The organism is Kitasatospora sp. MBT66 (genome assembly GCF_000710405.2).
GTDB classification, from domain to species: Bacteria; Actinomycetota; Actinomycetes; order Streptomycetales; family Streptomycetaceae; genus Kitasatospora; species Kitasatospora purpeofusca.
Genome location: NZ_JAIY01000010.1, coordinates 724828 through 741934, shown reverse-complemented (window position 1 = coordinate 741934; position 17107 = coordinate 724828). Strand labels below are relative to the sequence as shown.

Sequence of the window (17107 nt, the reverse complement as noted above, 5' to 3'; positions counted from 1 at the left end):
AGGCTACCGGCGGGTAATGCAGTGTTCCATATGCTGAACTGACTGTTCGTTGTCGCTTCACCGCGACGTGACGTCCCGCCACCCCGCCGGGTGGGCGCGGTCACCCGGCGGACATGCGCGATGATGGGAGGCTGTTCCGGCCCCCGTCGCAAGGAAGTCCCGCCCGTGGCACACGTCCTGCTCCTCCACTCCGTGTACGGCCTGCGCCCTGCGGTCCACGCCGCCGCCGACCGGCTGCGCGCCGCCGGGCACACCGTGCACACCCCCGACTTCTTCGACGGGCGGACCTTCGACGACGTCGAGGAGGCCATGGCCCACAAGGAGGAGATCGGCAGCGACGAACTGCTGCGCCGGGCCGTCGGGGCCGCGGCCCCGCTGCTGGGCGCCGGGACACCGCTCGTCTACGCCGGCCTCTCGCTCGGTGGCTCGCTCGCCCAGAACCTCGCGCTCGCCGACGAGAAGGCCGTCGGTCTGCTGCTCCTGCACGGCACCTCGGACATCCGCGAGGACGCCGCCACCGCGATCCCGGTCCAGCTGCACGTGGCCGAGCCGGACCCGTTCGAGTCGGAGGACTGGCTGAACGCCTGGTACCTGGGGATGCGCAAGGCCGGCGCGGACGTGGAGGTGCACCGCTACCGGGGCGCCGGCCACCTCTTCACCGACCCGGAGCTGCCGGACTACGACGCGGAGGCGGCGGAGCAGACCTGGGCGGTCGCGCTGGACTTCCTGGCGGAGCTGGACGCGGCGTAGGTCCTCTCTTTCGGATCACGCCAGGCGGTCGCCGCCGGAGCACGCACCTCGCCGGCTTGTCGTCGTCGCCGATGGCCCCCAGCCTCCGGCCGGGAGGTGCCCCCACCGCATGGACTTCCTCCTCCGCACCGCCGATGCACGCACTCCAACAACGCCCGCTCGTCCGACGTGATCCGAAAGAGAGGACCTAGTCCGTGGTGCCTGTTGCGCAGGAAGTCGGCGTGGCCGACTTCCTGCGCGAGGCTCGGCGCCGGTCTGCCCCGGCTCAGGGCTCACGGCTCCAGACGGTGCGGGCCGCGGAACAGGAACGTGACCTCGCGGATGCTGGGGGCGTCGAGCAGCAGCATCAGCAGCCTGCCGAGACCCAGGCCGAATCCGCCGTGGGGCGGGGTGCCGAAGCGGAAGCAGTCGAGGTAGCCGGCGAGCGGCCCGGTGTCCATGCCCTTCTCGCGGGCCTGGGCGACGAGGCGCTCGTGACGGTGCTCGCGCTGGGCGCCGGTGGTGATCTCGACACCCTTCCACAGCAGGTCGAAGGACTCGGTGACAGTGGGGTCGTCCTCGGGCCGCAGGTGGTAGAAGGGGCGGACCGAAGCGGGGAAGCGGGTGACGAACACGAACTCGTGCCCGGTCTCCTCGGCGACGAGGGCGGAGAGCCTGCGCTCGCCCTCGGGGTCGAGGTCCTCCTTGACGCCCTCGGGGTCCCAGCCGGTGGCCCGGAGCCTGGTGAGGGCGTCGGCCATCGTGACGCGCGGGAACGGCTGCTCGGGGACGGTGACCCGGGCACCGAAGTGCTCGGCGACGGCGTCGCCGTGGCGCGCCGAGACCCGCTGGAGGACGCGTCGCAGGAGCCGTTCCTCGAAGGCCATGACGTCCTCCACGCCGTCGATCCAGGCGAGTTCGGCGTCGACGCCGGTGAACTCGGTGGCGTGGCGGGAGGTGAAGGACGGCTCGGCACGGAAGACCGGGCCGATCTCGAAGACCTTGTCGATGCCGCCCGCGATGGCCATCTGCTTGTAGAACTGCGGGGACTGCGCGAGGTAGGCGGTGCGGTCGAAGTAGTCGACCTTGAAGACCTCCGCCCCGGACTCGGAGGCGGTGCCCATGAGCTTCGGGGTGTGGAGCTCGGTGAAGCCCTCCTCGGCGGTGACCTCGCGCATGGCCTGCTCGACTGTGGTCTGGACGGCGAACACCAGCTGCTGCGAGGGCCTGCGGACGTCGAGGAAACGCCAGTCGAGCCGCTGGTCCAGCCCGGTGTGCTCGTCGATGGGCAGCTTCGGCTCGGCGCGCGACACGACCTCGACGCGCTCGGGGACGATCTCCAGCCCGCCGAGCTTGACGTGGGGGTTGCCGACGACCTTGCCGGTGATCTTCACGGCGGACTCGGTGGTGACGCTCTCGAAGGCCGCCTCGATCCCGTCGCCCTCGCCGCCCCGGGCATGGGTGACCTGGACGAGGCCGGTGTGGTCGCGGACCAGCACGAACTGCATGCGCCGCTGGAGGCGGAGGGTGTTGATCCAGCCGTAGACGGTGACCGTCCCGTCGAGGTGGCTGGAAAGTTCTGCGACGAGGGTACGCGTCATGACGGCAACTCCCTGATTGCGGGCGCGTTGGTCGCGCCACTGGGTCGGGCGGTAGACGGCCGCCCGGGGACTGGCGCCACGATAACCGGAGGGGTCGCGCGGGTGCCTCCGGATTAACGCCCGTCGCGATCCAGCGACCCCGAGCCCGGCAGGCCGGGGGAACCGGCTTGCCCGTGGAGGTGGTTCCTCCGCATGGGCGGGACATGCGGGAAGACTTCGGCCGCCTTCGTCGTGTGCGACGAAGGCGGCCGTGGGAGTGGGTTCAGCGCAGGTGGTCGAAGGCGCCGGACTTCGCGCCGTCCAGGAGGGCGGCGATTTCGGCGCGGGTGTAGACGAGTGGGGTCTGCGTCGGGGTCTTGGAGTCGCGGATGGCGATGAACTGGCCGATCACGCCGAACTCCACGCAGTTGTCGCTGCCGCCGCTGAACGGGGACTTCTCCCAGATGACATCGGAGAAGTCGAGCTCGGCGGGGTTGGGCTTGTTGATCACGTGCGCTTCTCCTTGAGCAGGCCGGTCAGGTGGGCATGGGTCTCGGGCGGGCCGAGAGCGCGCGCTCGCAGGTGGTCGAAGACCTCGGTGTAGTGGTCGACCTCGTCCGCACCCTCGAAGTACACCGAGTTGGGGCCATTCTCCATCCACACGACCTCCGGGTTGGGGTCGGGAAAGCCCATCAGAACGAACGGGCCGTCGAGGCCGGGGTGGAGTCCCGCGCTGAAGGGCAGGAACTGCACGGTGATGTTCGTCCGCTCTGCCATGGCGAGCAGGTGCTCGAGTTGGCCGCAGAGTACGGCGGGTTCCGGAATCCGGTGAAGCGCTGCTTCGTCGATCACGGCCCACAGCTTGATGGCGTTCTCGCCCTCCAGCAGGTCGCGGCGGCCCATTCGTACCTCGACGAGGGCTTCGATCTGCTGCGGAGTGAGGTCGAAGCGCATGTTGGCGATGACCTGCCGGGCGTACTCCTCGGTCTGCAGGAGGCCGGGAACGAGTTCGGTTTCGTAGGTCCGGAGGGAGTTCGCGCTGGACTCCAGGGCCAGGTAGCCGCCGTACTTCGTCGTGTTGATGACGGCGGAGTACTTCCTCCACCACGGTTGCCGCTGAGCCGCGTCGGCGCGGACCAGGTCGAGGATGTCCTCGCGGGCTGCAGGGTCGGTTATGCCGTAGCAGTCCAGAAGAGCCTTCGCGAGCACCGGGGTTGTCCCACGGTCGCCGTTCTCGATGCGGCTCAGCGAGCCCTGGCTGACCTCCACCACGGCGGACACCTCGGTCAGCGTCAGGCCGGCCTGCGCTCTCAACTCCTTGAAGCGAGCGGAGAGCTGACGTCGGTACACCGATGGTGGTGCCGGGTTCCTCTTCCATGCCATGGGCAGCAGTGTGCCACCTGGAGACCCTTGAGCAACTCGAATGGGGGAAAATCTACTGGGCATATTGCCCACCTTGAGAGCGCCGAGGCATGCTGCCGGAGGTAGCGATACGTGAGGGCATCGTCGCGGCTCGTGTCGGTGCGTGATCTCATAGGAGGCATCCGGTGCCGTCCATCAGGACCGAATCCCGACAGGTCTCATGGGTTGTTCCCTCGCGGGACGAAGCCGTCGGCTACGTGCGGCACAGAACGGTGGCCGAGATCAGAGCATGGGGCATCGAGCTTGCCGATCCGCTCGAAGTGGAGCTGGTGGTCACCGAGCTGGTGACCAACGCGGTCTCGCATGCCGGCGGGCAGGTCGTCGGTGTCGGGATCCAGGTGGCCGAGGCGGGTGCCGTGGTGATCCGGGTCAGTGATTCGCACCCGGGGTTCTTCGGGCGGCGGGTGTGGCGGGAGCCGGGGGAGCACGGGCGGGGGCTCGTCATGCTGCGGCAGTTGGCGCGGTGCTGGTGGTGGGAGCCGTTGCCGGAGGGGAAGGTGGTCTGCGCCTTGGTGTAGGTGTCCGGCTGCTGAACGTCCCGGGGGAGGATGGGGGGATGGTGATGAGTGACGGGCGGTATGCGCCGGCGGGGTCGTTGATCGGGTTGGTGCAGCGGGGGCGGGGGCTCGGGGCGCGGATGGCCGCCGAGGATCCGGCCGCTGCTGCCGAGCTGGTCCACGGGTGCATCCGGTGGGACTGGCGGTGGGACTCCGTGGATCAGCGGGCGCTGTATCTGGCCCGGCTGGTGCGGGACTTGGAATTGCCGCTCGGGCCGGTGGCGGAGGGGCTCGGCGCGGGGGAGGAGTCGAGCGAGCGGGCCGCCCGAGTGCTGGCGCTGCTGGCGCTGGACGGGTCGGGGGAGGCCCGGGAGGTATTGCGGGCATACGCGGAGGAGGGGGAGCACTGGGTCGCCGCGCTGGAGGAGATGGCGCACCGGTGGCCGGTGGAGTGGTGGGACGACCTGGAGGGCACGGCCCGCGAGCGGCTGGGCGACCGGGACCGGGCGGAGTTGTGGGCCGATCCGTGGGACCGGTGGGGGCTGGCCGGGCCGCGTCCGGTGCGCGGGCCCCGGGGGCCGAAGCCGTTGGCGGAGGTCGACAGCGCCGGGCTCCTGGAGCTGCTGGCGGACCCCGGGGAGTCGAAGGAGCGGAGGACCGCCGCGCTCGATGTACTGGACGACCGGGGGCCGGAGCCCGGGGTGATCCCGTTGGTGCCGTCGCTGGGTACGGCGGACGGGAAGTACATGCTGTGGCCGCTGATCGGGGTGGTCGACAAGCTCGGGGCGCTGGCGGTGCCCGCCGCGCGGGAGTGGGCCGCGGTGACGGAGCCGGAGTGGTTGCGGCTGCGGGGCCTCAGTGTGCTGGCCGAGTGCGGGGAGGCCGAGGACATCCCCGTACTCGTCGCGGACCTGGAGCGGGACTGGGTGGAGCGGCGGTGGTGCGGGCCGAAGCGGACGGCCGACGGGTTGGCGCGGTTCGGCGCCGAGGCGCGGGGGGCGGTGTCGCTGCTCAGGCGGTTCTGGCTGTGGACTCCGCACTCCTACGAGCGGGTGAGCTATCTGGAGGCGTTGGGGGAGATCGACCCGACGGGGTTGGAGTCGGTGTACGTGGAGTGTCTTTGGGACTGTGAGGACGACGCCCGGTTGTTGGGGGTCGAGCGGGCTCCGGATCAACCCGAGGTGCGGGGGAGGTTGGAGTACCTCAGGGACGACGAGTTGGAGGAGCCCGCGGTCAGGGCCGCCGCGCGCGAGCGGCTGGCGGCCCTGACCGGGCAGTCCTACAGGCCCGGGATGCGGCCGTTGCGGTAGAGGTCGACGAAGAGCTGGTGGTCGGCGCGGGCGCGGGCGCCGTAGGCGTGGGCGAAGTCGACCAGCATCGCCGTGAAGCCCGCCTCGTCGCGGGTGACGGCCTCGTGGATCGCGTGCTCGGTGGAGAACGGGACCAGGGTGTGGCCGCTGGACGACTCGTCCGCCGCCGCGTGCATGGTGGCGGTGGCGCGGCCCAGGTAGCGGGTGACGGCGAGCAGGTCGGGGACTTCGTTGAGGTCCCGCCAGTCGAGGTCGGTCGCGTACGGCGACACCTCGGCGACCAGCTGGCCCCGGCCCCGCAGCGTGGTGTACCCGAGCCACGGGTCGCTGTGGGACTGGAGGGCGCGCTGGGAGATCACCGTGCGGTGGCCCTCGTGCTCGAAGTAGCCGGCGATGGCGGGGTCGGTGACGTGATGCGACACGGCCGGGGTCTGGCCCTGCTTCATGTAGATGATCACGTCGTTCTCGAGGGCGTCGGTGTGCCCTTCGAGGAGGACGTTGTAGGAGGGCAGCCCCGCCGAGCCGATGCCGATGCCCCGGCGGCCGACCACGTCCTTGACCCGCAGGGCGGTGGGGCTGACCCGGGAGGAGGGCGGCAGGGTGGCGAGGTACCGCTCGAAGGCGGCGAGGACCTCGGCCTTGGTGGCCTCGTCCAGTTCGAACGCGCCGCCGCCGAGGCGGAAGCGGCGGTCGTAGTCCTCGACCACCGTGTCGCCGTCGAGCAGGGAGACCCGGGTCTGCAGCCGGGCCTTCCGGAGCGTGTCGAGGATCGGGCCGGTGGCGGTGTCCAGGGTGTACGGGTCGGCGTCGCCGGAGGTGACGTGGGCGGCGATCCGGGCCCGGTACGCCTCGGCGAAGGCGGTGACCAGCTCGGTGATGGTGGTGTCCGACAGGGCCTTGGCGTAGCCGATCAGGGCGAGCGAGGCGGCGAGCCGCTGGACGTCCCAGGTGAAGGCGCCGACGTAGGCCTCGTCGAAGTCGTTGACGTTGAAGACGAGCCGGCCCTCGGCGTTGAGGTAGGTGCCGAAGTTCTCCGCGTGGAGGTCGCCGTGGATCCAGACCCGGCCGGTGCGGTCGTCGAGGAAGGACGCGCCGTAGGAATCGAACGGGGCGGTGGTGAGGTCCGCGTAGTAGAGGGCGGCGGTGCCCCGGTAGAAGGCGAACGCGGAGGCGGCCATCTTGCGGAACTTCACCCGGAACGCCGCCGGGTCCTGGGCGAGGAGGTCGCCGAAGGCCGTGTCGAAGACGCCGAGGATGGTCTCGGCACGGTCGGTGGCGGGGGTCGGCGGTTGCGACATTCGGGATCCTTCGGGCTCGGCGGGTGGCCGGTAACAGGGCAGCCTCAGGAGGCTAGAGTAGGAGCGTGAACGTGTGAGTGCTGGTCCGGGCCCGGTGAGTGGCTCGGGCCGCAATTGTTTCCGGGCGTCCTCTGTGACCTGCGCGTTCACCGGCTCCCCAGCTGCCAGTACGAGCCTACGGAGGCCCCGCCTTGAGCGATCAGCCGTTCGCGCACCTGCACGTCCACACCGAGTACTCGATGCTGGACGGCGCAGCCCGGCTGAAGCAGATGTTCAAGGAGGTCGAGCGGCTCGGGCAGACCCATGTCGCGATGACCGACCACGGCAACATGTACGGCGCCGCCGAGTTCCACAAGCAGGCCACCGGCGCGGGCATCACCCCGGTGATCGGGATCGAGGCGTACGTCGCCCCGGAGTCCCGTTCGAACACCAAGCGGATCCTGTGGGGCCAGCCGCACCAGAAGCGGGACGACGTCTCGGCGTCCGGCGCCTACACCCACAAGACCATCTGGGCCCGGAACAAGGAGGGCCTGCACAACCTCTTCAAGCTGACCTCGCGCTCGTACTCCGAGGGCTGGTTGGTCAAGTGGCCGCGGATGGACAAGGAGCTGATCTCCGAGCTCTCCGGCGGCCTGATGGCGACCACCGGCTGCCCGTCCGGTGAGGTGCAGACCCGGCTGCGCCTGGGGCAGTTCGACGAGGCGCTGCGGTCGGCCGGCGAGTACCAGGAGATCTTCGGCCGGGAGAACTACTTCCTGGAGCTGATGGACCACGGTCTCGACATCGAGAAGCGGGTCCGGGACGGGCTGATCGAGATCGGGCGCAAGCTCGGGATCCCGCCGGTGGTCACCAACGACTCGCACTACACCACCGAGGCCGACGCGGGCGCGCACGACCTGCTGCTCTGCGTGCAGACCGGCAAGAACCTCTCCGACCCGGACCGCTTCCGGTTCGACGGCACCGGCTACTACATCAAGTCGGCCGCCGAGATGTACGCGCTGGACCAGTCGGACGCCTGGCAGGAGGGCTGCCGCAACAGCCAGCTGCTGGTGGCCTCGCGGGTCGACACCGCGGGCATGTTCGAGTTCCGCAATCTGATGCCGCGCTTCCCGATCCCGGAGGGCTTCGAGTCCGAGGCGGAGTTCTTCCGGTCGCAGGTCTGGCAGGGCATGGAGTGGCGCTTCCCGAACGGGTACGACGAGGAGCACCGCAAGCTCGCCGAGTACGAGATGGACACCATCGTGCAGATGGGGTTCCCGGCGTACTTCCTCGTGGTCGCGGACTTCATCATGTGGGCGAAGGGGCAGGGCATCGCAGTGGGCCCCGGCCGCGGCTCGGCGGCCGGCTCGCTGGTCGCGTACGCCATGGGCATCACCGACCTGGACCCGATCCCGCACGGTCTGATCTTCGAGCGCTTCCTCAACCCCGAGCGCATCTCCATGCCCGATGTCGACATCGACTTCGACGAGCGCCGGCGCGGCGACGTGATCCGGTACGTGACCGAGAAGTGGGGATCCGACAAGGTCGCCATGATCGTGACCTACGGCACCATCAAGGCGAAGGCCGCCATCAAGGACTCCTCGCGGGTCCTCGGCTACCCCTACGCGATGGGTGACCGGATCACCAAGGCGATGCCGCCGGACGTCATGGGCAAGGGCATCCCGCTGTCCGGCATCACGGACAGCAGCCACCCGCGCTACAGCGAGGCGGGGGAGATCCGCGGGCTGTACGAGAACGACCCCGACGTGCGGAAGGTGATCGACACCGCGCGCGGCATCGAGGGCCTGATCCGCCAGCCCGGTGTGCACGCGGCGGGCGTCATCATGTCCGCCGAGCCGCTGACCGACCACATCCCGGTCTGGACCCGGCACACCGACGGCGTCACCATCACGCAGTTCGACTACCCCACCTGTGAGGGCCTCGGCCTTCTCAAGATGGACTTCCTCGGCCTGCGCAACCTGACGATCATGGACGACGCCGTCAAGGCGATCGAGAAGAACAAGGGCATCAAGATCAATCTTCTTGAGCTGCCCCTGGACGACAAGCCGACCTACGAACTGCTGGCCCGGGGCGACACGCTCGGCGTCTTCCAGCTCGACGGCGGTCCGATGCGCTCGCTGCTGCGGCTGATGAAGCCCGACAACTTCGAGGACATCTCCGCCGTACTGGCGCTGTACCGGCCCGGCCCGATGGGCGTCAACTCCCACACGAACTACGCGCTGCGCAAGAACGGCCAGCAGGAGATCACCCCGATCCACCCGGAGCTTGAGGCGCCCCTGGAGGAGGTGCTCCGGCCCACCTACGGCCTGATCGTCTACCAGGAGCAGGTGCAGAAGGCGGCGCAGATCCTGGCCGGCTACTCGCTCGGCCAGGCCGACCTGCTGCGCCGGGCGATGGGCAAGAAGAAGAAGGAGATCCTGGAGGCGGAGTTCGTCCCGTTCCAGAAGGGGTGCCGGGAGCGCGGCTACTCGGACGCGGCGATCCAGGCGGTGTGGGACGTCCTCGTCCCCTTCTCCGGCTACGCGTTCAACAAGGCGCACACGGCGGGGTACGGGCTGGTCTCGTACTGGACGGCGTACCTCAAGGCCAACTTCCCGGCCGAGTACATGTCGGGCCTGCTGACCTCGGTCAAGGACGACAAGGACAAGTCGGCGGTCTACCTCAACGAGTGCCGCAAGATGGGCATCAACGTCCTGCCGCCGGACGTCAACGAGTCGGACGCGGACTTCACCCCGCACGGGGACACCACGGTGCGGTTCGGCCTGACCGCGATCCGCAACGTCGGCGGGCCGGTCGTGGAGTCGATGATCCGGACCAGGAGGGCCAAGGGGAAGTTCACCTCCTTCCCGGACTTCCTGGACAAGGTGGAGTCGGTGGTCTGCAACAAGCGGACCGTCGAATCGCTGATCAAGGCCGGTTCCTTCGACTCGCTCGGGCACACCCGCAAGGGCCTGAGCGCGGAGTTCGAGCCGATGATCGACAACGTGGTGGGCATCAAGCGCAAGGAGGCCGAGGGGCAGTTCGACCTCTTCGGCGGCGACGCGACCAGCGACGAGCCGACCTTCGGGCTGGACGTCGTCTTCTCCGAGGAGGAGTGGGAGAAGTCCTTCCTGCTCGCCCAGGAGCGGGAGATGCTGGGCCTGTACGTCTCCTCGCACCCGCTGCACGGCATCGAGCACGTGCTCGCGGAGAAGGCGGACTGCGCGGTGGCGGAGCTCGCCGAGCGGCCGGACGGGTCGTTCGTCACCATCGGCGGCATCATCTCGGGCCTCCAGCGGAAGATGACCAAGCAGGGCAACGCCTGGGCGATCGCGACGGTCGAGGACCTCGCGGGCTCGATCGACTGCATGTTCTTCCCGGCCAGCTACCAGCTGGTGTCCTCGCAACTGGTCGAGGACGCGGTGGTGTTCGTCCGGGGCAAGGTGGACAAGCGGGAGGACGTGCCGCGGCTGATGGGGATGGAGCTGAGCGCCCCCGACCTGTCGAACGCGCACGCCGAGCCGCCGATCGTCATCATCATCCCGGACGGCAAGGTGACGCCGCCGCTGGTGGCGCGGCTCGGCGAGGTGCTGAGCAGCCACCGGGGGACGACGGAGGTCCGGGTCCGGCTGGAGGAGGAGCACCGGACGACGCTGCTGCGGCTGGACCGGCACCGGGTGAAGTCGGACCCGGCGCTGTTCGGCGACCTCAAGCAGCTGCTCGGGCCGAGCTGTCTGGCCGCCAACGGGGCCGCCAACGGGCCGGGCGGCGCGGCGGGCTGACGCTGCGGCGGGGGCGCCCGGGCCGGGCGCCCCCGGCTCAGGCGGAGTTGCGCAGCGGGGCCGGGACGGCCGTGTGCAGGGCGGAGACGAAGGCGGAGATCGCCGGGTGGGCCCCGGCGCCGGCGCGGAAGGCGGCGCGGGTGCGGCGGTACATCGGCAGCCGGGTGAGGACGACCCCGGGCGGGGGCCGGTCGATGCCGAGGTGCGGGACCAGCGCCACGCCCTGACCGGCCGCCACCAGGGCGAGCACGGTGGCGAAGTCGTCGATCCGGTGCCGGATCCGGGGCGCGAAGCCGGCGCTCTCGCAGGCACGGACGGCCATGCTGTGGCACAGGGTGCCGGGCGGGGAGAGGATCCACGGTTCGGCGCGCTGGTCGGCGACGGTGCCGGGGGCGCGGGCGGCGAGGTACATCGGTTCGGTGAAGACGGGCCGGGTCACCGCCAGGCCGGGTTCCGGGTCGGCCGGGACCAGGTCGTACTCGTGCACCAGGGCGACGTCCAGCTCGCCGGCCCGCAGCGCCGCCGCGACCTCGGCCGGGTCGACCTCGGTCACCATCGGCTCCAGCCCCGGGTGCCAGCCGGCGAGTTCGGCGAGCACGGCCGGGACGATCGCGCGGGCCGCCGACGGGTAGGTGCCGATCCGCAGCGGTCCGGCCAGGCCCTCGCGGGCGTGGGCGAGTTCGGCGCCCGCCTGCTCCAGCCGTTCGAGCACGGCCTCCGCGTGCCGGACCAGGTTGCGTCCGGCGGGGGTGAGGACGACCCGGCGGCCGGTGCGTTCGAGCAGCGGGACGCCGGCCTCCTTCTCCAGCACGGACAGCTGCTGGGACACCGCCGAGGCGCTGAAGCTGAGCGCCTCGGCGACGGCGGCGATGGTGCCGAGGTGGGCGAGTTCGCGCAGCAGGCGCAGGCGTCGGACGTCGAGCATCGGCCCAGCTTACGAGAAGCGTCGGAAACATGAACTGGACCTGGGGGTTCGCCCGGCCGCAGGATCGTGGCCATGGAACTCAAGGGCATTCTCGTCCCCCTGGTCACCCCGTTCGCGGCCGACGGCTCGGTGGCGCTGGACGCGCTGGAGAAGCTGGCCGGCTCGCTGCTGGACGAGGGCGCGGCCGGTCTGGTCGCGCTCGGCACCACCGGTGAGCCGGCCGCGCTGACGGCGGACGAACGGCAGGCGGTGATCGGCGTCTGCGCGGCGCTCTGCGCCGACCGGGGCGTGCCGCTGCTGGTCGGCGCGGGCGGGCCGGGCACCGCCCTGGCCGCCGAGGAGCTGGCCGGGCTGGCCGGGCGGGTGCCGGGGGTGGCGGGCGCGCTGGTCACCGTGCCGTCGTTCGTCCGGCCGGGCGAGGCCGGGACGGTGGCGCACTTCCGGGCCCTGGCCGAGGCCAGCTCGGTGCCGCTGGTCTTCTACCACATCCCCTACCGGACCGGGCAGCAGCTGTCGGGTGCCGCGCTGCTGGAACTGGCCGCGCTGCCCGGGGTGGTGGGGGTGAAGTACGCGACCGGCGGGGTGGACCAGGCGGTGGTGGAGCTGCTGGCGTCCGCTCCGGCCGGGTTCTCGGTGCTGGGCGGGGACGACGCGGTGCTCGCGCCGCTGCTCGCGCTGGGCGCGGCCGGCGGCATCCTGGCCTCCGCCCACCTGGCCACCGCCCACTGGGTCGAGCTGGCCGAGGCGTGGCGGGCCGGGGACGCGGCCCGGGCCCGGGTGCTGGGCCACCGGCTGGCCGGGCTGGCGGTGGCGGCCTTCGCGGCGCCGAACCCGGCGGTGGTCAAGGGGGTGCTGCACGCCCAGGGGCGGATCCCGACGCCGGACGTGCGGCTGCCGCTGCTGCCGGCCGGGCCGGCGGAGGTCGAGCGGGCGCTGGAACTGCTCAGTGGTCTGGACCACTGAGACCACAGGGTGGAATATCCGGCTGTCCGACGCCCGTGACAAGGCATGATGGGCGGAGTGCGGCCGTGCACGGCGACATCGAACGGCGACATCAAGAGGAGCAGACGGATGAAGATCGGCATTGTCGGGGCCACCGGTCAGGTCGGCGGCGTGGTCCGCGAGATCCTGGCGCAGCGCGCGGACCTCCCGGGCGGCGTCGGCCCGGTGGAGCAGCTGCGGCTGTTCGCCTCGGCGCGTTCGGCCGGGCGCACCCTGCCCTGGCAGGGCACCGAGATCACCGTCGAGGACGCGGCCACGGCCGACTACACCGGCCTGGACATCGTGATCTTCTCCGCCGGCGGCTCCACCTCCAAGGAGCTCGCCCCCAAGGCCGCCGCCGCGGGCGCCGTCGTCATCGACAACTCCTCCGCCTGGCGCCGCGACCCCGAGGTCCCGCTGGTCGTCTCCGAGGTCAACCCGCAGGCCATCGCCGACCGCCCCAAGGGCATCGTCGCCAACCCGAACTGCACCACCATGGCCGCCATGCCGGTGCTGCGCCCGCTGCACGACGAGGCCGGCCTCGCCGCCCTGGTCGTCTCCACCTACCAGGCCGTCTCCGGCAGCGGCGTGGCCGGCGTGGCCGAGCTCCAGGAGCAGGCCGCCAAGGTCGTCGACGGCGCGGCCGCGCTCGCCCACGACGGCTCCTCGGTCGAGTTCCCCGAGCCCAAGGTCTACAAGCGCCCGATCGCCTTCAACGTCGTCCCGCTGGCCGGCTCGATCGTCGAGGACGGCTCCAACGAGACCGACGAGGAGCAGAAGCTCCGCCACGAGAGCCGCAAGATCCTCGGCATCCCCGAGCTCAAGGTGGCCGGCACCTGCGTGCGCGTCCCGGTCTTCTCCGGCCACTCGCTGCAGATCAACGCCCGCTTCGAGCGCCCGATCAGCCCCGAGCGCGCGGTCGAGCTGCTCACCGGCGCCCCCGGCGTCGAGCTGAGCGAGATCCCCACCCCGCTCCAGGCCGCCGGCCAGGACCCGAGCTACGTCGGCCGGATCCGGGTCGACGAGACGGTCGAGAACGGCCTGTCGCTCTTCGTCTCCAACGACAACCTGCGCAAGGGCGCCGCGCTCAACGCCGTCCAGCTGGCCGAGCTGGTCGCCGCCGAGCTCCGGGGCTGACCTGCCGCATCCCGCCGAAGGGCCCCGTCCACGACCGGACGGGGCCCTTCGGCCTGTCGCGGGACAGCGGCGGAGCCCGAGGTTCGGCGGGCGGGTCAGTGGGAAAAGGTGACCCAACGATCGGGCGGCAGCGGGCACCCCCTCACCCCACCCCGCCCGGCCGCCGGGCGGAGCGCGCCCACCCCGGCACCGTCGGCCCGGCGGAGCCCCCACCCCGAGGGCGAGCGGAAAGAGGTGCGCGATGGACCGCTGTGTCGTCCTCGTGGATGCCGGATACCTGCTGGGCGCCGCCGCCAGCCTGCTCGCCGGTGACCCGTCCCGCTCCAAGGTCACCGTCGACCACATCGCGCTGATCGCCGCCCTGCGCGAACGCGCCGAGGCCGAGACCGGCCTCCCGCTGCTGCGGATCTACTGGTTCGACGCCGCGCCCGAGCGCCGCCCGATGCCCGAGCACCGGAGGCTGCGGGTACTGCCCCGGGTCACCGTGCGGCTCGGCGCGCTCACCCGGGCCGAGGGCCGCTGGGTGCAGAAGGGCGTCGACGCCGCGATGCACGCCGAACTCTCCGAACTCGCCCGCAACCGGGCCTGCGCCGACGTCGTGCTGATCACCGGCGACGGGGACCTGCTGCCCGGCATGATGTCCGCCAAGGAGCACGGCGTGGTCGTCCACCTCTGGGCGCTCCAGGCCGCCGACGGCGACTTCAACCAGTCCGAGGACCTGGTCGGCGAGGCCGACGAACGCCGGGTGCTGGACCGCGAGTGGATCGAAGGATCGTTCAGCCTGCGCGACACCTCCAGCGTGTTCCCCGCCCCCGGCGCCCGGCACGACATCGCCAAGATCCTCGCGGCCCCGCCCGCCGCGCCCCCGGCCGGACTGCCCGGCCCGCTGCCCGCCGAGCCGGTGCCCGGCCGTCCCGCCGCCGGGGCGCCAGCCGCGGCGGCCGTCGCCTCGGTCGCCGCCGGCCCGGTCGCCGACGGACGCCCCCAGCCGGCCTCCGCCGTCGGACTCAAGGTCGTCCCCACCCCCAAGGACCTCGCCGGACGCAGCGCCGACCGGCAGGCCACCGCCGCCGACCGCCACCAGAGCGGCCCGGTGCTGCGCTGGTCATCGGACCGGGGCTGGATCGAACGGCCCGCCCAGGAGCCCGCCGTCACCGCCGGGGACGGCCTGCCCACCCTCGCCCAGCTCACCACGGCCGAGCAGCGCTGGGCCGACCGCGAGGAGGACATCACCTCCATCGGCGGCGACGCCCACGAGGTCGGCCAGGTCTTCGCCCGCCGCTGGACCACCCGGGCCGGCGACGTCGAACGGCTCACCGTGCTGTGGCCCGACTACCCCCGGATCCCGCACCGGGTCGACGGCGAGCTGCTGCGCTACGCCGCCCGGTTCGGGCTGCTCGCGCACAAGGACGACCAGATCGACGAGCACGACCGGTACGCGATCCGGGCCGGGTTCTGGAAGGAGCTCGCCACCCGGGTCCCCGGCGGGAACCTGATCGTGGTCGACGACTGAACCGGGCGGGAACCCGGCTGCGGTCGGTGATCGACCCCGGCGGGAACCCGGCCGCGGCCGGCGGCCGACCCCGGCGGGCGACCGGGACCGGGGCGGAACGGGCCCCGTTGTCCGGTTCGCCGGTTGCACCGCGTAGAGTCTTCGGTCGTGAGCGAGTCGGCCGGGCGGGCACCCCAGGACACCGCGCCGTGCTGCGCCGTACGGGACCTGGTGAGGACGTACCGCGCCGGGCGCGGCGGCGCCGCCGAGACGGTCCGGGCCAACGACGGCATCAGCCTGACCGTGCGGCAGGGCGAGATCTTCGGCCTGCTCGGACCCAACGGCGCGGGCAAGTCCACCCTGGTCCGCCAGCTCACCGGCCTGCTGCGGCCCGACTCCGGCAGTATCGAGATCCTCGGCCACGACGTGGTCCGGCACCCCGAACGGGCCGCCCGGCTGCTCGGCTACCTCGGCCAGGAGTCCACCGCGCTCGACGAGCTGACCGTCGCCCTCGCCGCCGAGACCACCGGGCGGCTGCGCGGCCTCACCCGGACCGGGGCCCGGGCGGCGACGGACGCGGTGATCACCGAACTGGGCCTGGAACCGCTCGCCCACCGGCCGCTCGCCAAGCTCTCCGGCGGGCAGCGCAGGCTCGCCTGCTTCGCCGCCACCCTGGTCGGCGACCGGCCGCTGCTCGTCCTCGACGAGCCGACCACCGGCATGGACCCGGTCGCCCGGCGGGCCGTCTGGTCGGCGGTCGAGCGCCGCCGGGCCGAACGCTCCACCACCGTGCTGCTGGTCACCCACAACGTGATCGAGGCGGAGACCGTACTGGACCGGGTCGCCGTGATCGACGAGGGCCGGGTGATCGCCTGCGACACCCCCGGCGGGCTCAAGGCGCTGGTCGACGGCGACGTCCGGCTCGACCTGGTCTGGCGGGACGAGGCGCCGCTGGGCGTCCCCGCCGTGGCGGCGCTGGCCGAGCGGGCCGAGCGCACCGGCCGCCGCTGGACCGTCCGCACCACTCCCGAGCAGGCCCGCGAACTGGTCTCGGCCGTCACCACCGGCCCGGCGTTCGCCGCCCTGGACGACTTCACCCTGGCCACCCCGAGCCTCGAGGACGCGTACCTCAAGCTGGGCGGCCGCCACGGAGGACTGGCCAAGTGACGCTGCTCTCGGCACCGCCGCGGACCACCCCGGCCGCGGCCGGCGGACCCGCTCCGCTCGCCCCCGCCGCCCGGCTGCTGCCCGCCCTCGCGGCCGTCTACCGGGCGCAGCTCGCCCGGGCCAGGGTGGCGCGGATCCCGCTGCTGTTCGTGGCCACCTTCCAGTCGCTCGGCATCCTGGTGATGATGCGCGGCGTCGTCGACTCCGGGCAGACCTCGGCCGCCCAGTACGTGGTGGCCGGCTCCAGCGTGCTGGTGGTCGCCTTCGTGGCGCTCAACCTGCTCGCCCAGTACTTCGGGCGGCTGCGGGCCAGCGGCGGCCTGGACCACTACGCGACGCTGCCGGTGCCGGCCGCCTCGGTGGTGCTCGGCGCGGCCGCCGCGTTCGCCTCGTTCACCCTGCCGGGGGCGCTGGTCACGGCGGCCGCGGGCGCGGTCATGTTCGGACTGCCGCTGGGGCAGCTGTGGGTGCTGCTCGCCGTGGTGCCGCTGGCCGGGGCGGCGCTGGCCGGGCTGGGCGCGGCCTGCGGGCTGCTCGCGCCCCGGCAGGAGATCGCCACCATGCTGGGGCAGCTCGGCATGTCGGCGGCGCTGCTGCTCGGCGTCCTGCCGGTCGACCACCTGCCGCAGCCGGTGCTGTGGCTGCGCGACCTGCTGCCGTCGACCTACGGGGTGGAGGCGTTCGCCCGGACGTTCCGGCCGGACCCCGACTGGGCGGCGGTGGTCGCGGACCTCGGGGTGTGCGCGGGGGTGGGCGTGGTCTCGCTGGCCGTGGCCACCTGGGCGTACCGGCGGGCGACCCGCCGCTA

14 protein-coding genes are annotated in these 17107 nt (G+C 72.1%); 9 read left to right on the top strand and 5 right to left on the bottom strand.

What is annotated here, in order from left to right; all coding sequences use genetic code 11:
* Window positions 1–165 precede the first annotated feature (165 nt).
* Window positions 166–750 carry a dienelactone hydrolase family protein gene (locus tag BI06_RS28020; RefSeq protein ID WP_043472367.1) on the top strand — a complete coding sequence of 195 codons (585 nt, stop codon included), beginning with the start codon at window positions 166–168 and terminating at the stop codon, window positions 748–750.
* Window positions 751–1022: 272 nt separating this feature from the next.
* Here the strand turns inward: BI06_RS28020 and aspS are convergent, their stop codons facing one another.
* The 3 genes from aspS to BI06_RS28005 form a co-directional block, all read right to left on the bottom strand.
* Window positions 1023–2330, bottom strand: a complete 1308-nt coding sequence (aspS, locus tag BI06_RS28015) for an aspartate--tRNA(Asn) ligase (RefSeq protein ID WP_043472365.1) — start codon at window positions 2328–2330, stop codon at window positions 1023–1025.
* 262 nt (window positions 2331–2592) lie between these two features.
* Window positions 2593–2820: a DUF397 domain-containing protein gene (locus tag BI06_RS28010; RefSeq protein WP_030391431.1), complete on the bottom strand. Its 228-nt coding sequence runs from the start codon at window positions 2818–2820 to the stop codon at window positions 2593–2595.
* Window positions 2817–3692, bottom strand: coding sequence for a helix-turn-helix transcriptional regulator (locus BI06_RS28005; RefSeq protein WP_043472363.1), 876 nt, complete (start codon window positions 3690–3692; stop codon window positions 2817–2819). The genes BI06_RS28010 and BI06_RS28005 overlap by 4 nt, the downstream gene beginning before the upstream one ends.
* Before the next feature lie 164 nt (window positions 3693–3856).
* On the opposite strand from BI06_RS28005, the gene BI06_RS28000 reads away from it, so the two are divergent.
* On the top strand, window positions 3857–4249 hold the full coding sequence (locus tag BI06_RS28000) for an ATP-binding protein (protein ID WP_051741990.1): 393 nt from the start codon (window positions 3857–3859) through the stop codon (window positions 4247–4249).
* A 38-nt stretch (window positions 4250–4287) separates the two neighbouring features.
* Entirely contained in the window at window positions 4288–5538 is a 1251-nt protein-coding gene (locus BI06_RS27995; RefSeq protein ID WP_043472361.1) for a hypothetical protein, read from the top strand.
* Here the strand turns inward: BI06_RS27995 and BI06_RS27990 are convergent.
* Window positions 5508–6836, bottom strand: a complete 1329-nt coding sequence (locus BI06_RS27990; protein WP_043472360.1) for a DUF2252 domain-containing protein — start codon at window positions 6834–6836, stop codon at window positions 5508–5510. The genes BI06_RS27995 and BI06_RS27990 overlap by 31 nt on opposite strands.
* 191 nt (window positions 6837–7027) lie before the next feature.
* On the opposite strand from BI06_RS27990, the gene dnaE reads away from it, so the two are divergent.
* Window positions 7028–10597: a DNA polymerase III subunit alpha gene (dnaE, locus tag BI06_RS27985; RefSeq protein WP_051741988.1), complete on the top strand. Its 3570-nt coding sequence runs from the start codon at window positions 7028–7030 to the stop codon at window positions 10595–10597.
* Between the two features lie 37 nt (window positions 10598–10634).
* Here dnaE and BI06_RS27980 read toward each other — a convergent pair whose 3' ends face one another.
* A complete protein-coding gene (locus tag BI06_RS27980; RefSeq protein ID WP_030391425.1) occupies window positions 10635–11522 on the bottom strand; it encodes a LysR family transcriptional regulator in 888 nt (295 codons plus the stop codon).
* A gap of 72 nt (window positions 11523–11594) precedes the next feature.
* On the opposite strand from BI06_RS27980, the gene BI06_RS27975 reads away from it, so the two are divergent.
* The 5 genes from BI06_RS27975 to BI06_RS27955 all read left to right on the top strand — a co-directional run.
* Window positions 11595–12485 (top strand): dihydrodipicolinate synthase family protein, encoded by an 891-nt coding sequence (locus BI06_RS27975; RefSeq protein WP_043472358.1) that lies wholly within the window; start codon window positions 11595–11597, stop codon window positions 12483–12485.
* 108 nt (window positions 12486–12593) lie between these two features.
* On the top strand, window positions 12594–13640 hold the full coding sequence (locus tag BI06_RS27970) for an aspartate-semialdehyde dehydrogenase (protein WP_030391423.1): 1047 nt from the start codon (window positions 12594–12596) through the stop codon (window positions 13638–13640).
* A 241-nt stretch (window positions 13641–13881) separates the two neighbouring features.
* On the top strand, window positions 13882–15153 hold the full coding sequence (locus tag BI06_RS27965) for an NYN domain-containing protein (protein WP_043472356.1): 1272 nt from the start codon (window positions 13882–13884) through the stop codon (window positions 15151–15153).
* A 147-nt stretch (window positions 15154–15300) separates the two neighbouring features.
* On the top strand, window positions 15301–16299 hold the full coding sequence (locus BI06_RS27960; RefSeq protein ID WP_030391421.1) for an ABC transporter ATP-binding protein: 999 nt from the start codon (window positions 15301–15303) through the stop codon (window positions 16297–16299).
* On the top strand, window positions 16296–17107 hold an 812-nt coding region (locus BI06_RS27955), incomplete at its 3' end, for an ABC transporter permease (protein ID WP_030391420.1). The genes BI06_RS27960 and BI06_RS27955, both read left to right, overlap by 4 nt.